Genomic DNA, 15,233 nt, shown 5'->3' with positions numbered 1-15,233 from the left:
GCGCAGTGTAACATAAAGGCTCCGGCGCGTTGACACCGGAGCCCTGAGATTAACGCGGCAGGGCGGTTCCCCACTCACGCCACTCTTTAGGTTCGCTTTCAAGCAGCAGGAAGTGTTTGCCCGGCTGTGCTTTCGGCGCCAGCGGTGTACCCGGCGGCGTGGCGAAAGCAATACCGCCGCGAATAAACTGGTTGAACGTACCGGTTTTCACCACGCCACCCGTCAGGCCGAAGTCCAGCGAATAGCCGGAGGCCAGCCAGAACACCGAGTTATTCCGTACCAGATGCTGGTAACGATCGCTGATGCGTAACGCCACCATCACGCGGTCGGAGAGCGTCCCGAGCGTCAGGCCGGTCACCGTTCCCACTTCAATACCGCGGAACAGAACTGGCGTGCCGATGCTAAGCGAGCCGGCTTCCGGTACCTCCACCACAATGCTCAGACCATCAAGATAGCGCGAGTCGGTGATGGTGGCTTCCTGCAGTTCAAAATCACGACGCGCGTTGCCACGGCCAGGCTCGACGTTAATATACGGCTGCAGGATGGTGTCGAGATGCTCAACGCCCGCGGCCGAGATCTGCGGCGTCACCACGGAGAAACGCGTGCCTGAACGGGCAAACGTCTGCACATATTCCGGATAAAGCACCGCGGTGGCTTGCACTTCATTGCGGGCGGTGATCAGCGTCAGCTTCTGGATCTGTCCGATATCAATGCCCAGATAGCGGATAGGCATTCCTTCCGCCAGCTTCCCGGCATCGAAGGCGTGCAGGGTAATCTGCCCGCCAACCGCACGTGCAGCGGTTTCAGACGGGAAGAGGATACGCTTGTCACCCTTGCGCATATTGCCGCCCGCGCCGGGCAGGTTATCGAAGCTGATCGCCCCGCGCAGCGCGCGCGAGAGCGGGGAGGCCTGCACGGTCAGCCCGCTACCGTTGAGCTGAACTTTTGCGCCACCTTCTGCCCAGAAGACGCTGTTCGGGGTAAGCAGTTTGCGATACTCTGGCTTGATGTGCAGTTCAATATCAAAGGCGTCTGCACGAGGGCGAACGGTGATGACCTCCCCAACTTCAAACTTGCGATACAGCACGACCGAGCCTGCCTGAACGTCCGGCAGCGTTTCCGCACTTAACGTCAGCGTGGTGGTCGGCAGATCGCTCATGCTGTTTTCAATCGCTTTATCCAGATTGGCATACAGCGGATAGCTGTCGCGGACAGGACCTTTGCTGCCCGGCAGGATGCGGATCCCACCGTTCACCCACTCGCTCGCACTGGCTCCGAGGAATTCAACGCCGTCCAGCCCGACCTTCACGTCTACGCGGCTGTTAACCACGAATTTGCTGTCGCCATGCACCAGGTTGCTGTATTGCGGATCGATTGCGGCGGAGAAGCTCACACCGTTTTCCGACAACGACCGCTCCAGCACCTGGCCTACCTGCACGCCGTGTAAGATCAGCGGCTGACCGGCTTCGATACCGTAACTTTCCGGCGCGTTCAGCGTAATGGTCACCACGCCGGGTTTTTGCAGCAGGGCTTTATCCGCCGGGGCAACCACAAAGGTATTGCTGGGCTGGCCTTCGCCGGGGATCAACTCGAAGGTACTGCCTGTCAGGAGGCTGCTGATGCTGGCATCACTCAGGGACAGTTTCGGGCTGCGCATTTCGATACGCGTTTTTTCGCGCAGAAGATCCACCACGCTTGGGTCAACCGTCATCTCCCCGGTTACGGAACCGCCCGGATTGAGCGTCATTTTGGTGAGCTGACCGACCTCAAGCCCCTGATACATCAGCGGCGTAGAACCGGCTTTTAATCCTTTGGCATCGGGCAGGGCAAGTTTGACGATCACGCCACGCTGGCTGTGCGCCAGGTCGGCATACAGACCGAACGTGTCATCTGCGGCGGCAGGGCTGGAATTTTCCGGGGAGTCAAAGGCAATGGCACCATTGACCAGCGCGGCCAGACTTTCAAGCTTCACTTTCGCACCGCTGAGGCTTAGGTCAGCGTCCACGCCGGAAACGTTCCAGAAACGGCTGCCTTTTTTCACCAGATTGGTAAAGCGACGCTCGATTAACACATCGATAGTCACCCCCTGCTTGTTGGGGTTGATGGCGTAATCGTACACCCGGCCCACCGGGATTTTACGGAAGTACACCAGCGAGCCGCTGTTGAGTGACCCTAAGTCCGGCGCCTGCAGGTGGATCATCAGATCCCCGTTATTGAGACGATATTTGGGCTGCGTATCAAGCGCCACAAAGTGATCCTGTGGCTCACCTTTACCCGGCATCATACCGATATAGTTCCCGCCAACCAGCGCATCCAGACCGGACACCCCGGCCAGAGAGGCCTTTGGCGTGACCAGCCAGAACTGTGTTTCGCTGCGCAGCGCGTCCTGCATATCGGATTTGATGCTGGCCCGCACCTGAATCTTATTCAGCCCTTTTCCAAGGGAGATATCCTGGACGGTACCGACTTCCACCCCCTGGAAACGCACCGGGGTACGTCCGGCCACAATGCCGTCGGCAGACTGGAAATCAATGGTGATGGTACTTCCGCGATCTTCATAGCTCGTCCAGATAAGCCAGCCTGCAATCATCAGGGCGATGACAGGCAGCAACCAGAATGGCGAAATGCGGCGTTTTGTTTTAATTCTCGCTTCAGTCGGCGAAGCGGGGGTTTCCTGACTCATGTGCATCCCAAAGTAAGCGGCTATCCAGCCATTCCACAGCAAGAATAGTCAATATCACCGCAGAGCCGAAATAAAAAGCTGCGGGTCCCATTGTAAAAGCAAGTAGCTGGTCGCGGTTAATCAGCGACATCATCAACGAAATCACGAACAGATCCAACATCGACCAGCGGCCAATCCAGGTAACGAAGCGCAGGAGCAGGATACGGGTACGTAAGCCTTGCTCACATTTAAAGTGAATACTGATGAGCAGGGTAAACATCACCACCACTTTGGTAAACGGCACCAGAATACTGGCGATAAACACAATTGCCGCCACGCCAATATTACTGTGCGCAAGGGAGATAATGCCCGAGAGGATGGTATCCTCCTGCCGCCCGCCATTCACGTAAATAATCGATATCGGCAACATGTTGGCAGGAAGCAGGAATATCAACGAGGCGATGAGGGCGGCCCAGCATTTTTGCAGGCTATTGTTGCGCCGCAGTCGCAAGGGAATATGGCAGCGTGGGCAGCGGCCGCGCGCATCGGGCAGCCCGGTGTAGTGGCAGCCCAGACAGACCCGGAGATTTTCGTCCGGGCGCGTGGCGGGGCGCTGCGGGTAAAATCGCTCCCAGAGCTGCTCAACGTTGAGATGGATCAGCGTCAGGATACTGAGCAATACCAGACAGATAAACGCAAAGAGACCGACACCCGGTTGCAGAAACGCGTAGTCCTGCACTTTTATGGAGGCCACGCCAACGCCCACCAGATAGATATCCAGCATCACCCACTCTTTGAGTTTATCGAGCATCAGCAACACCGGGCGCAGGTTCATGCCGAGTATATTACCGAACCAGAGATACGCAATGGCGGCGACCAGCACCAGCGGTGCACCAACGGTGCAGAAAAGCACCATGGCTGCAGTCACCGGATCGCCCTGGCGCGTCATCTGCCAGATCCCCTGCAGCACGTTGGCATCAATGCGCACGCCGAGCAGGTAGAGCTTCAGCAGCGGCTCGCTCCAGGCAAAGGGCATCAACAGCAGCATGGTGACCGCCATGGCGGCGAGACGGGTTAATGACCAGTCGCGGCCGTCACGAATTTTGGCGTCGCAGCGGGGACAAAAGGCGCTTTGATGCGATTTCATTTTCGGCAACATAAAAAGCGTATCGCACTGGGGGCAACGCTGATAATGTGCACGAGGCAAAGCTGCGCTTACCGTATGGACAGTTATCTTTTTTGTCGGCGTGATTTTGGTTGTTTTTAAGGCCATCAGTTGCGCACAAATAGGTATTGTTGAAAGTTATAATAACTCATGAATGGATTCATCTTGAGCATGAGCGCATTTAATGCTTATTTTAATAGGCTATGCGGTAATTTTGTAAGACAACTAAGTGATTGAAGAATGAACAAAACAGAATTCTACGCGGATCTGAACCGCGATTTTAAGGCATTGATGGCGGGTGAGACCAGCTTCTTAGCCACTCTGGCAAATACTAGCGCATTGCTGTTTGAACGTCTCTCTGACGTGAACTGGGCCGGTTTTTATCTTCTGGAAGGTGAAACGCTGGTGCTGGGGCCGTTTCAGGGCAAACTGGCCTGCGTGCGCATTCCGGTCGGCCGGGGCGTCTGCGGCACGGCAGTCGCCGAGAATCAGGTACAGCGTGTGGAAGATGTGCATGCGTTTGACGGGCACATTGCCTGTGATGCCGCCAGTAATTCTGAAATCGTGCTGCCGCTGGTGGTAAAAAATCAGATTATTGGCGTTCTGGACATCGACAGTACGGTCTTCAGTCGCTTTACAATCGAGGACGAACAGGGGCTGCGCGAGCTGGTGGCGAATCTGGAAAACGTTCTTGCAGCAACCGATTATCAAAAATTCTTTGCGAGCGTCGCAGGATAATCAACGGATAACGTAGCATTTACTGATAGCGTCATTATAATGACGCCTGTTCATGCCTGCGCTTGTTGGCAACGTCCGTTGTAATCAGGAAATTTCATGGAAAATCAACCTAAGTTGAATAGCAGTAAAGAAGTTATCGCATTTCTGGCCGAGCGTTTCCCACAGTGCTTCAGCGCTGAAGGCGAAGCTCGTCCCCTGAAAGTCGGTATTTTTCAGGATCTGGTAGCACGCGTTGAGGGGGAAATGAACCTCAGCAAAACTCAGCTGCGTTCCGCCTTACGTCTTTATACTTCGAGCTGGCGTTACCTGTACGGTATCAAACCGGGCGCGACTCGCGTGGATCTTGACGGCAACCCATGTGGTGAGCTGGACGAGCAGCACGTCGAGCATGCACGTAAGCAGCTTGAAGAAGCCAAAGCACGCGTTCAGGCACAACGTGCAGAACAGCAGGCGAAAAAACGTGAAGCCGCTGCGGCAAACGGCCAGGAAGAAGCGCCTCGCCGTGAGCGTAAACCGCGTCCTGCACCGCGTCGCAACGAAAATAACGATCGCAAACCGCGTGCTGACAAACCAGCAGCTAAAGCCCCGCGCGCGCCTCGTGAAGAGCAGCGCCACACTCCGGTTTCAGACATCAACGCCCTGAGCGTCGGTCAGGCACTGAAGGTAAAAGCGGGTAATAATGCAATGGACGCCACCGTTATGGAAATCACCAAAGATGGCGTTCGTGTACAGCTGACTTCTGGTATGTCAATGATTGTACGCGCAGAACACTTGTTGTTCTGAAACGGAGGCCAAGCCTGGCATGAACACTTTTTTTAAGCTCACCGCGCTGGCCGGCCTGTTTGCCATAACAGGCCATGCTTTCGCAGTGGACGATATTACGCGTGTTGATCAAATTCCGGTTCTCAAGGAAGAGACGCAGCACGCGACGGTGAGCGAGCGTGTGACGTCACGCTTCACCCGTTCGCACTATCGTCAGTTCGATCTCGATCAGGCCTTTTCGGCCAAAATCTTCGACCGCTATCTGAACTTGCTGGATTACAGCCATAACGTACTGCTCGCCAGCGATGTCGAGCAGTTCGCCAAACGTAAATCCGACGTCGGTGATGAGCTGCGTTCCGGCAAGCTGGATCTGTTCTACGATCTGTATAACCTGGCACAAAAGCGCCGCTTTGAACGTTATCAATATGCGCTGAAAGTGCTGGAACGTCCGATGGACTTCACCGGCAACGACACCTTTAATCTGGACCGCAGTAAAGCGCCCTGGCCGAAAGACGAAGCCGAGTTGAACGCCCTGTGGGACAGCAAAGTGAAGTACGACGAACTGAGTCTCAAGCTCACTGGCAAAGATGAGAAAGAGATCCGTGACACGCTGACGCGCCGTTACAAGTTTGCCATTCGTCGTCTGGCACAAACCAACAGCGAAGATGTTTTCTCGCTGGCAATGACTGCCTTTGCCCACGAAATCGACCCGCATACGAACTATCTCTCCCCGCGTAACACCGAACAGTTCAATACCGAAATGAGCCTGTCTCTTGAAGGTATCGGCGCGGTGCTGCAGATGGACGACGATTACACGGTGATCAACTCCATGGTTGCGGGTGGCCCGGCATCAAAAAGCAAAGCGATAAGCGTAGTCGATCGCATTGTCGGTGTAGGCCAAACCGGGCAGAACATGGTTGATGTCATCGGCTGGCGTCTGGACGATGTGGTTGCGCTGATCAAAGGTCCGAAAGGCAGCAAAGTTCGTCTTGAAATTCTGCCTGCCGGGAAAGGCACCAAAACCCGTATCGTAACCCTGACCCGCGAGCGTATTCGTCTTGAAGACCGCGCGGTGAAAATGTCGGTGAAAACCGTCGGTAAAGAGAAGGTGGGTGTACTTGATATCCCTGGCTTCTACGTAGGGCTGACCGATGACGTAAAAGTGCAGCTGCAGAAGCTTGAGAAGCAGAACGTCAGCAGCGTGATCATCGATCTGCGCAGCAACGGCGGTGGTGCACTGACAGAAGCTGTCTCTCTGTCTGGCCTGTTTATCCCGTCTGGTCCGGTCGTGCAGGTGCGCGATAACAACGGTAAAGTGCGTGAAGATGCCGACAATGATGGCGTGGTTTACTACAAAGGCCCGCTGGTGGTGCTGGTCGATCGCTTCAGTGCGTCAGCGTCAGAAATCTTTGCCGCTGCAATGCAGGACTATGGTCGCGCGCTGATCGTGGGTGAGCCGACGTTCGGTAAAGGTACCGTCCAGCAGTATCGTTCCCTGAATCGTATTTACGATCAGATGCTGCGTCCGGAATGGCCTGCGCTGGGGTCTGTTCAGTACACCATTCAGAAATTCTATCGTGTGAACGGCGGCAGTACGCAGCGTAAGGGCGTGACGCCAGACATCATGATGCCGACAGGCACGGAAGAGACGGAAACCGGTGAGAAGTTTGAAGATAACGCGTTGCCGTGGGATAGCATCAATGCCGCGACTTACGTGAAAGCCGGTGATATGACCCAGTTTGGTCCGGAGCTACTGAAAGACCACAACGAACGCATCGCGAAAGATCCTGAATTCCAGTACATCATGAAGGACATTGCCCGCTTTAATGCCCTGAAAGAAAAACGGAATATTGTTTCTCTTAACTACGCTCAGCGTGAGAAAGAGAACAATGAGGATGACGCAACGCGTCTGGCGCGTATCAACGATCGCTTCAAACGTGAAGGTAAACCGTTGCTCAAGAAACTGGACGATCTGCCAAAAGATTACCAGGAGCCGGATCCGTACCTGGACGAGACGGTACATATCGCTCTTGACCTGGCGAAACTCGAAAAAGCCAGGCCCGCCGAGCAACCTGCTCCGGCAAAATAATCCCCAACAGGCACAAGAAATTGTGCCTGTTTCTTTTTGTTCTGCATCCTTCCGTCAGGCAGATTTCCAATTGTGTAAAGTTGTGTCTTTCTGGTGACTTACGCCCTTCGGATGCTTGAAAATAGCCACAATACCCATACGATGTGGGTAATCGCATAGTGCGTTTTGTTAAACTGAGGTTAAAAGAAAATTATGATGCGAATCGCGCTCTTCCTGCTCACCAACCTGGCGGTAATGGTGGTATTCGGGCTGGTGCTAAGCCTGACAGGAATTCAGTCGAGTAGCGTTCAGGGTCTGTTGATTATGGCGCTGCTGTTTGGTTTTGGTGGCTCTTTTATTTCACTTCTGATGTCGAAGTGGATGGCGCTGAAATCGGTAGGTGGTGAGGTCATTGAACAGCCGCGCAACGATATGGAGCAGTGGCTGATGAATACGGTGGCGCAGCAAGCTAAGCAGGCGGGAATCGCCATGCCGCAGGTTGCCATTTACCATGCGCCGGACATCAATGCCTTTGCTACGGGTGCCCGTCGCGATGCGTCGCTGGTTGCCGTAAGTACCGGGCTGCTGCAGAACATGAGCCGTGACGAAGCCGAAGCGGTTATCGCGCACGAAATCAGCCACATCGCGAACGGTGACATGGTAACCATGACGCTGATTCAGGGCGTGGTGAACACCTTTGTGATCTTTATTTCCCGTATTCTGGCGCAGATTGCCGCTGGCTTTATGGGTGGAAACCGCGATGAAGGTGAAGAGAGCAACGGTAACCCGCTGATCTACTTCGCGGTATCAATGGTTCTGGAACTGGTGTTCGGCATTCTGGCCAGCATCATCACCATGTGGTTCTCCCGTCACCGTGAATTCCATGCGGATGCCGGCTCTGCGAAACTGGTTGGTCGTGAGAAGATGATTGCTGCCCTGCAGCGTCTGAAAACCAGCTACGAGCCGCAGGAAGCAAACAGCATGATGGCATTCTGCATTAACGGTAAATCAAAATCGTTGAGCGAGCTGTTTATGTCTCACCCGCCGCTGGATAAACGTATTGAAGCGCTGCGCAGTGGGGAATACCTGAAGTAACGCTGAAGATGCAGTCTGAGCCGGGCGGAGGTAACTCCGCCCGGCTTTTTTTACGCCTGTACGCTGGGCTGCGTGACGCGCAGGCCGCTGACGATCGCGGCAAGTGTGGCAAGTGCGCCTGCGGTGAGGAGCGCAAGGTGATTACCATTCTGCCCGGCGAGGTTGAACATCAGGGCGACCAGTGCCGCACCGGTGCTTTGCCCCAGCAGGCGCGCGGTACCCAACATGCCACTGGCTCCTCCACTGCGGTGGCGCGGTGCGGAGGTGATAATGGTGTGGTTGTTCGGCGACTGGAACAGGCCAAAACCGGCACCGCAGAGGATCATACGCCAGATAATATCCAGATCCGTAGGTTGCGAGGGAAGCAGCGCCAGCGCAAACAGACCCGCCGCCATGACCGCCAGTCCCAGCGCGCCCAGTAATCCGGCATGCACGCGCTCTATGAGATAACCTGCCAGCGGTGCCATCACCATCGTTGCCAGCGGCCATGGGGTCAGCAGCAGTCCAGTCTCCACTTCCGAACGTCCTATTACGCTCTGCAGGAAAAAGGGCAGAGAGACGAGGGCGAGCATCTGGGCGCAGAACGAACAAATGGAGGTGCATATTGAGAGCGAAAAAAGCGGAATACGCAGCAGATCCACCGGCAGTAACGGCACAGGCAAAGCGAGCTGGCGGCGAACAAAGAAGTAGCCAATGATCAGCAGAGCAGCAACCTCTGCGACGGTCAGCAGGAGTGATTGACCCTGCGCAAAGCCGCTCAGGGCCGTAATCAGCAGGCCAAAGGTCAGCGCATTCATCACCGCACTGGCGATATCAAAACGAGGCATGGTGCTTTTGGGGCCGTTCCCCGGCAGATAGCGCAGGGCAAAGAAAATGGCCACCATACCCAGCGGCACATTGATGGCGAACAGCCATTGCCATGAGGCGACAGACAGTATAGCCGCCGCAATGGTGGGCCCGGCGGCCGAGGATACCGCCACAATAAAGGAGTTTATTCCCATTCCGCGCCCCAAATGGCGCTGAGGATAAATTAAGCGAATCAACGCGGTATTAACGCTCATCAACGCCGCGCCGCCAAAACCCTGCGCAATGCGGGCCAGCGTCAGCATATGCAGTGAATCAGAGAGGGCGCAGAACAGGGAGGTTAAGGTAAACACAGCCAGACCGCACTGATACACCCGCCGGTAGCCAAACATATCGCCCAGAAACGAAAACGAGAGCAGTGAAATCACGATCGCTATCTGATAAGCGTTAACAATCCAGATTGAGCTGGCGGGTGAGGCATGCAGATCGCTGGCAATGGTGGGCAGGGCAACATTGGCAATCGCGCCGTCGAGTACGGCCATTGAAATACCGATGATAATCGTAGCGATAGCGCCATACCGCTGGGGTAAAGGCAGGCCATCGGACAGTTTTTTTTCCATGTGGGATGAATAGCTCAGTGTGAAATTATTCTCAGGGTAACTATTTTAGCACTGTTACAACCGCTTTATGTCGCAGATTTGTAACGAAGTAAACGCGGATTGATTGCAGCAGGCATGACGGGAATTTATAATAAAAACCGGTTCTGATTTTTATAAAACACTCTCTATGAGGTGATGAATGGCAATTGCAGATTTGGATAAACAACCCGATTCTGTTTCTTCCGTGCTGAAGGTGTTTGGCATCCTGCAGGCGCTCGGAGAAGAGCGTGAAATTGGTATTACAGAATTGTCGCAGCGTGTGATGATGTCGAAAAGCACCGTTTATCGCTTTTTGCAAACCATGAAGTCACTGGGGTATGTCGCGCAGGAAGGCGAGTCTGAAAAATATTCTCTGACGCTGAAACTGTTCGAATTAGGTGCCCGTGCGCTGCAAAACGTTGACCTGGTGCGTAGTGCAGATATCCAGATGCGTGAGCTCTCTCGTCTGACCAAAGAAACCATTCACCTGGGTGCTCTGGATGAAGACAGCATTGTTTACATCCATAAAATTGACTCTATGTATAACCTGCGCATGTACTCTCGCATCGGGCGTCGCAATCCGTTATACAGCACGGCTATCGGCAAAGTTCTGCTGGCCTGGCGTGACCGCGAAGAAGTGAAGCAGATTCTGGATGGGGTGGAGTACAAACGCAGCACCCAGCGTACCATCACCAGCACGGACGAACTGCTGACGGTGCTTGATAAGGTACGTGAGCAGGGCTATGGCGAAGATAACGAAGAGCAGGAAGAAGGGCTGCGCTGCATTGGTGTGCCGGTATTTGACCGCTTTGGTGTGGTGATTGCGGGCTTGAGTATCTCCTTCCCGACGCTGCGCTTCTCAGAAGAACGTCTGCATGAGTATGTTGCTATTCTTCATACCGCCGCGCGTAAGATTTCTGAGCAGATGGGCTATAACGCGTATCCGTTTTAACCCCTCTCAGCATAAAAAAACGCCGCAGACATTGCGGCGTTTTTTATCGGTCGTAAAAAAGGGTAATTAACCGTTATCAATGACGACGGAAGTTTTACGCAGGACCGGGCAGTTGGTTAACCCGATGATCCCGCTATCAGAATGCAGGTACTGGGCGGTGCTCATTCCCTGGGCGGTCAGGTATTTACACTGGATACCTAATCCAGCTGCGTTTTCGGTGCTCCCCACAAGCACGCCATATCCGGTTAATAAAAGGCCAATCCATACTACGGCCAGTGCAATAATTGTTCGAATGATTAAATGCATCATTGCCTCTTTATCTTTGTTGTCATGCCTCAAGACTAAACGGTTTACTCTATGAAACAAGTGCATGATTCTGAAAAGGGCTTACAGGCGTTACAGTTAGTCCTTGTTTAAGATAACCGTGATAACCTGTATGCAACAGGTGTTAAGACGGAGTGTGGAGTGAAAAAAATACGCTGGGTAATTCTGGTTATCGTGCTGATTGCATGCGTGGTGTTGTGGACGCAGACGATCAATGTGATGTGCGATCAGGATGTACAGTTTTTTAGCGGCGTTTGCGCAATCAATAAGTTTATTCCGTGGTAACAGGCATTTTTTCTTAAGGTGATTTCCTTCCTTCGCGCCAGTGGTAAAATGCGTGTTTTTATTGAGGTGGTGAAATGGGTGAGTTACTGAATTCAGGGCTGCTGAATATGGCATCCCTGATGGTTTCTGTCGTTGTTTTGCTGGTGGGACTTGTCATCTGGTTTTTCGTGAACCGTGCGAGCTCCCGGACGAACGAGCAGATCGAACTGCTGGAAGCGCTGCTCGATCAGCAAAAGCGTCAGAATGCGCTGTTACGCCGTCTATGTGAGGCTAACGAACCGGAAGAGAAAGAGACGGCGAAAGAGGCTGCTGCGGAAGAGAGCGACGACAAAGACGACTTTATCCGTCTGGTGGCAGAGCGTTAATCTTTCTGACCTGGGAGGTGGTTGTGGTCTGGAAAAATCCCTGGTATGACGCCTCCCTGAAGCATCACACACCGAACGGTTTTCAGAATACCTGTCCCGTTGGGCATCAGCCCGGCGACCTTGAGCGCTGGCGTAAAGCGCGTAAAGAAGCCGGTTTGCCCAAACCTCCTGCGCTCGGTTATGACGACTTTATCCGCCAGTGGTGGCAGCCCGTGTCGCTTAATCAACCTCATGAAGATGGGGTATGGTGGCTGGGGCATGCGAGTATGCTGCTGCAAATGGACGGCAATACTCTTCTCACCGACCCGGTGTTTTCCCGACGCGCCTCTCCCGTACCGTTCCTGGGGCCCCTGCGCAGAACGCCTCCCGCTCTCTCTGTGGAACAACTCACGCAGCTTGATGCAGTGGTTATCTCCCACAATCATTACGATCACCTTGATGACGCGACCATTCGCCGTATCCTGAAGCGCTTTCCCGACGTCAGTTTCTTCGTGCCGTTAGGACTTGCACAGTGGTTTCGCCGCCGGGGAGCAAGGCGCATCGTTGAGCTCGACTGGTGGCAGAGTATCACCTGGCAGGGGATAACCCTGACCGCCGTTCCGGCACAGCACTGGAGCATGCGAACATTCTGGAACCGCAATCGCTCTCTGTGGTGTGGCTGGGTCTTTGAGGGACGACACCGCCGTTTCTGGTTTAGCGGCGATACGGGTTACTCTCCGGAGCTGCTTTTGATCCCGGAACGATTGGGCAAAATCGACGCCGCCGCGTTGCCCATTGGCGCCTATGCACCAAGATGGTTCATGGCGGTACACCATATGGATCCGCAATCTGCCGTCGCATTGTGGCAGCAGCTGGGGAGTCCCTTAGCTTTTCCCATTCACTGGGGCGTGTTTGAACTGGCGGATGAATCACTGGATGAACCAGTCAGAGAGTTAACTGACGCGCTTGTTAATTTAGCACCGGTTAATAATTCCTTCAGGATACTGAAAATTGGTGAATATTTATCCTTGTAAGCGAAGCGATGATTTGTTGCATATATTCTGCTATTAAAGCCACTATCTAATGTTTTATTTTTATCGAAACGTTTTGCTTGCCTTCTTTTGAGGCAGAGTCATAAAAATTTCATTATTTTGGTGCATAACATTTTTATTATCTGGTGATTTTTAACACAGTTTGGCCGGGCTTATTAGCTGTGTATTTTCTTTGTAACAATACAGTTGCGTTACAATGATTTGAGCATAACTTTTCACAAAATGTTCTAAATCAATCACTGTTTCCGGCTTTCTTTCGTGGGTTGCTGGACGCATTGTAATGATTGAGCTATGTTAAAAAAGTCTTTGATTACAGCGGGTGTGAAAGCAACGTTGAGTCTGTATAAGGACGAGGACTGGTTTGTATGCGGTAAGCATAAATGTGCAAATCCTTACAGGCTGTGTTCGAATTTGTGCGGCGGATCGAGACATGTTTAAAAATGGCTTGCCATATTAAACATAGTGTGTGATAACACGTTTTGGGTCAAACGAGGTACAGTTCTGTTTATGTGTGGCATTTTCAGTAAAGAAGTCCTGAGTAAACACGTTGTCGTTGAATACCGCTTCTCTGCCGAACCTTATATTAGTGCCTCAAGCAGTAATGTCTCAGTTTTATCTCAGTCAATGCCTGCGGGCTAAGAAAACACTCTAAGGAATTTTGCAAATGGCAAAGATTAAAGGTCAAGTTAAGTGGTTCAACGAGTCTAAAGGTTTTGGTTTCATTACTCCTGCTGACGGCAGCAAAGACGTGTTCGTACACTTCTCTGCAATCCAGGGTAACGGCTTCAAAACTCTGGCTGAAGGCCAGAACGTTGAGTTCGAAATTCAGGACGGCCAGAAAGGCCCAGCTGCAGTTAACGTAACTGCTATCTGATCGAACCGCTGCTGACTGAAGCGCGTAGCACTTCAATCTCAGACATAAAGCCTCGCAAACGCGGGGCTTTTTTATATGCCTTATCTTTCAAAATATTACCATACCTGTCTCTGTTAGTACCTTGTTGCAAAGCTACGAGATTATTAGCACTGTTTTCCCCCCTCCACAGCGGCTTTTCCCGTTAAATCAGGGCGTTGTTCAACAGCCCTGGGGTTCAGGTGAAGAAGAAAATGATACCGAGTGCCGGCAGTTTCACCCCGGCACGTTTTGCTCTGCTCTGTTTTGCTATTTTTTGCAGCCTGGCATTTTTACTGGGACGCGTTGCCTGGCTGCAAATCATCAAACCTGACAATCTGGTAAAACAGGAAGATATGCGATCGCTGCGTGAGGTGGCGATTGATGCACCGCGTGGCATGATCATGGACCGTGAAGGCCGTCCGCTGGCGGTGAGTGTGCCCGTCAGGGCCGTGTGGGCCGATCCCAAAACGGTACTGGCAAAAGGTGGGGTAGGGTTTGATGACCGCTGGCAGGCGCTGGCCAGTGCGCTGCATCTCTCCCTCAGCACGCTGGCATCGCGCATTAACAGTAATCCGCAGGGGCGCTTCATTTACCTTGCCCGTCAGGTGGATCCTGCTCAAGCGCAGTGGATCGATAAACTCAATTTGCCGGGCATCAACCTGCGCGATGAGTCCCGGCGTTTTTATCCGGCAGGCCATGTGGCCGCAAACCTTATCGGTTTTACCAATATTGATGGTCAGGGGATTGAAGGCGTAGAGAAGAGCTTCAACGCGCAGCTGATGGGGAAGGCCGGGGTCCGACAGGTGAGGGAGGACCGCTATGGACGCGTGGTGGAAAACCTGACCGAAGTGGCGCCCGTTCCTGCGCATAATATCCAGTTGAGCATTGACGAGCGGCTGCAAACCATCACCGAGGACGCGCTTGATAATGCGGTGGCCTGGAATAAAGCCGAGTCGGGTGCATCGGTCCTGATCAATATCCCCACAGGGGAAATACTCGCCATGGCGAGCTATCCCGATTTCAACCCAAACAACCGTGAAGGTGCAACGTTAAACGATTTTCGTAATCGTGCCATTAGCGATACCTTCGAACCCGGCTCCACCGTTAAGCCGCTGGTTCTGATGACGGCATTGCAGCAGGGGCTGGTGCAACCGGACAGCGTCATTGATACCCATCCGTATACCCTTGACGGTCACCGTATCCGCGATGTGGGTTACTACCCGGAACTGACGATGACCGGGATCCTGCAAAAATCGAGCGACACCGGTGTTTCCCGTCTCTCTCTGGCAATGCCCATCCAGCATCTTATCGATACCTACCGGAACTTTGGCTTTGGCACCAATACCGGGCTGGGCTTAACGGGCGAAAGCTCAGGGTTACTGCCGCAGCGTAAATTCTGGAGTCAACTCGACAGGGCAACCTTTGCCTTCGGCTACGGCCTGATGGTGACGC

13 protein-coding genes and 2 pseudogenes are annotated in these 15,233 nt (G+C 53.3%); 11 read left to right on the top strand and 4 right to left on the bottom strand.

Features of this window, described 5'->3' with window-relative positions:
* Window positions 1-49 precede the first annotated feature (49 nt).
* Both AX755_RS16515 and yebS read right to left on the bottom strand, forming a co-directional pair.
* Entirely contained in the window at window positions 50-2,683 is a 2,634-nt protein-coding gene (locus AX755_RS16515; RefSeq protein WP_038419908.1) for a PqiB family protein, read from the bottom strand.
* Window positions 2,652-3,935 carry a membrane integrity lipid transport subunit YebS gene (gene yebS / locus AX755_RS16510; protein WP_038984489.1) on the bottom strand — a complete coding sequence of 428 codons (1,284 nt, stop codon included), beginning with the start codon at window positions 3,933-3,935 and terminating at the stop codon, window positions 2,652-2,654. The genes AX755_RS16515 and yebS overlap by 32 nt, the downstream gene beginning before the upstream one ends.
* Before the next feature lie 132 nt (window positions 3,936-4,067).
* Here yebS and AX755_RS16505 point away from each other — a divergent pair, with 132 nt between their 5' ends.
* The 4 genes from AX755_RS16505 to htpX all read left to right on the top strand — a co-directional run bounded on the left by AX755_RS16505 (window position 4,068) and on the right by htpX (window position 8,490).
* On the top strand, window positions 4,068-4,565 hold the full coding sequence (locus AX755_RS16505; RefSeq protein WP_013096117.1) for a GAF domain-containing protein: 498 nt from the start codon (window positions 4,068-4,070) through the stop codon (window positions 4,563-4,565).
* Between the two features lie 96 nt (window positions 4,566-4,661).
* Window positions 4,662-5,348: an RNA chaperone ProQ gene (proQ, locus tag AX755_RS16500; protein WP_023620460.1), complete on the top strand. Its 687-nt coding sequence runs from the start codon at window positions 4,662-4,664 to the stop codon at window positions 5,346-5,348.
* Window positions 5,349-5,367: 19 nt separating this feature from the next.
* Window positions 5,368-7,416 carry a carboxy terminal-processing peptidase gene (gene prc, locus AX755_RS16495; RefSeq protein WP_062857102.1) on the top strand — a complete coding sequence of 683 codons (2,049 nt, stop codon included), beginning with the start codon at window positions 5,368-5,370 and terminating at the stop codon, window positions 7,414-7,416.
* A gap of 192 nt (window positions 7,417-7,608) precedes the next feature.
* Window positions 7,609-8,490 carry a protease HtpX gene (gene htpX, locus AX755_RS16490; RefSeq protein WP_013096120.1) on the top strand — a complete coding sequence of 294 codons (882 nt, stop codon included), beginning with the start codon at window positions 7,609-7,611 and terminating at the stop codon, window positions 8,488-8,490.
* A 50-nt stretch (window positions 8,491-8,540) separates the two neighbouring features.
* Here the strand turns inward: htpX and AX755_RS16485 are convergent, their stop codons facing one another.
* Window positions 8,541-9,914 (bottom strand): MFS transporter, encoded by a 1,374-nt coding sequence (locus tag AX755_RS16485; protein ID WP_013096121.1) that lies wholly within the window; start codon window positions 9,912-9,914, stop codon window positions 8,541-8,543.
* A gap of 178 nt (window positions 9,915-10,092) precedes the next feature.
* Between AX755_RS16485 and kdgR the strand changes: the two genes are divergently transcribed.
* Window positions 10,093-10,884, top strand: a complete 792-nt coding sequence (gene kdgR, locus AX755_RS16480; RefSeq protein ID WP_013096122.1) for a DNA-binding transcriptional regulator KdgR — start codon at window positions 10,093-10,095, stop codon at window positions 10,882-10,884.
* 66 nt (window positions 10,885-10,950) lie between these two features.
* Here kdgR and AX755_RS16475 read toward each other — a convergent pair whose 3' ends face one another.
* The gene (locus AX755_RS16475) at window positions 10,951-11,190 is read right to left on the bottom strand and encodes a YobH family protein (protein ID WP_013096123.1); all 240 of its coding nucleotides are present in this window, start codon (window positions 11,188-11,190) and stop codon (window positions 10,951-10,953) included.
* Window positions 11,191-11,349: 159 nt separating this feature from the next.
* On the opposite strand from AX755_RS16475, the gene mgrB reads away from it, so the two are divergent.
* The 6 genes and pseudogenes from mgrB to AX755_RS16445 all read left to right on the top strand — a co-directional run.
* Window positions 11,350-11,493: a PhoP/PhoQ regulator MgrB gene (mgrB, locus tag AX755_RS16470; protein WP_013096124.1), complete on the top strand. Its 144-nt coding sequence runs from the start codon at window positions 11,350-11,352 to the stop codon at window positions 11,491-11,493.
* 74 nt (window positions 11,494-11,567) lie between these two features.
* Window positions 11,568-11,858, top strand: coding sequence for a YebO family protein (locus AX755_RS16465; RefSeq protein WP_023620462.1), 291 nt, complete (start codon window positions 11,568-11,570; stop codon window positions 11,856-11,858).
* A gap of 23 nt (window positions 11,859-11,881) precedes the next feature.
* Window positions 11,882-12,871 carry an MBL fold metallo-hydrolase gene (locus AX755_RS16460; protein ID WP_013096126.1) on the top strand — a complete coding sequence of 330 codons (990 nt, stop codon included), beginning with the start codon at window positions 11,882-11,884 and terminating at the stop codon, window positions 12,869-12,871.
* A 525-nt stretch (window positions 12,872-13,396) separates the two neighbouring features.
* A pseudogene (locus AX755_RS16455) lies at window positions 13,397-13,541 on the top strand (DUF2627 domain-containing protein).
* Between the two features lie 12 nt (window positions 13,542-13,553).
* Window positions 13,554-13,763: a transcription antiterminator/RNA stability regulator CspE gene (gene cspE / locus AX755_RS16450; protein WP_001062678.1), complete on the top strand. Its 210-nt coding sequence runs from the start codon at window positions 13,554-13,556 to the stop codon at window positions 13,761-13,763.
* A gap of 230 nt (window positions 13,764-13,993) precedes the next feature.
* Window positions 13,994-15,233, top strand: a pseudogene (locus AX755_RS16445) (penicillin-binding transpeptidase domain-containing protein); the annotation flags it as partial.

It is taken from the genome of Enterobacter sp. SENG-6 (assembly GCF_001605945.1).
Lineage (GTDB): Bacteria > Pseudomonadota > Gammaproteobacteria > Enterobacterales > Enterobacteriaceae > Enterobacter > Enterobacter cloacae.
Note: the sequence above shows the minus strand (reverse complement) of the source record. Positions and strands in the feature narration are given on the sequence as shown.

Coding starts and splice junctions, on each gene's coding strand:
- AX755_RS16475 (WP_013096123.1), bottom strand. CDS start 11,190: ATGCATTTAATCATTCGAACAATTATTGCACTGGCCGTAGTATGGATT.
- htpX (WP_013096120.1), top strand. CDS start 7,609: ATGATGCGAATCGCGCTCTTCCTGCTCACCAACCTGGCGGTAATGGTG.
- AX755_RS16505 (WP_013096117.1), top strand. CDS start 4,068: ATGAACAAAACAGAATTCTACGCGGATCTGAACCGCGATTTTAAGGCA.
- kdgR (WP_013096122.1), top strand. CDS start 10,093: ATGGCAATTGCAGATTTGGATAAACAACCCGATTCTGTTTCTTCCGTG.
- proQ (WP_023620460.1), top strand. CDS start 4,662: ATGGAAAATCAACCTAAGTTGAATAGCAGTAAAGAAGTTATCGCATTT.
- prc (WP_062857102.1), top strand. CDS start 5,368: ATGAACACTTTTTTTAAGCTCACCGCGCTGGCCGGCCTGTTTGCCATA.
- AX755_RS16465 (WP_023620462.1), top strand. CDS start 11,568: ATGGGTGAGTTACTGAATTCAGGGCTGCTGAATATGGCATCCCTGATG.
- AX755_RS16485 (WP_013096121.1), bottom strand. CDS start 9,914: ATGGAAAAAAAACTGTCCGATGGCCTGCCTTTACCCCAGCGGTATGGC.
- AX755_RS16515 (WP_038419908.1), bottom strand. CDS start 2,683: ATGAGTCAGGAAACCCCCGCTTCGCCGACTGAAGCGAGAATTAAAACA.
- cspE (WP_001062678.1), top strand. CDS start 13,554: ATGGCAAAGATTAAAGGTCAAGTTAAGTGGTTCAACGAGTCTAAAGGT.
- yebS (WP_038984489.1), bottom strand. CDS start 3,935: ATGGCCTTAAAAACAACCAAAATCACGCCGACAAAAAAGATAACTGTC.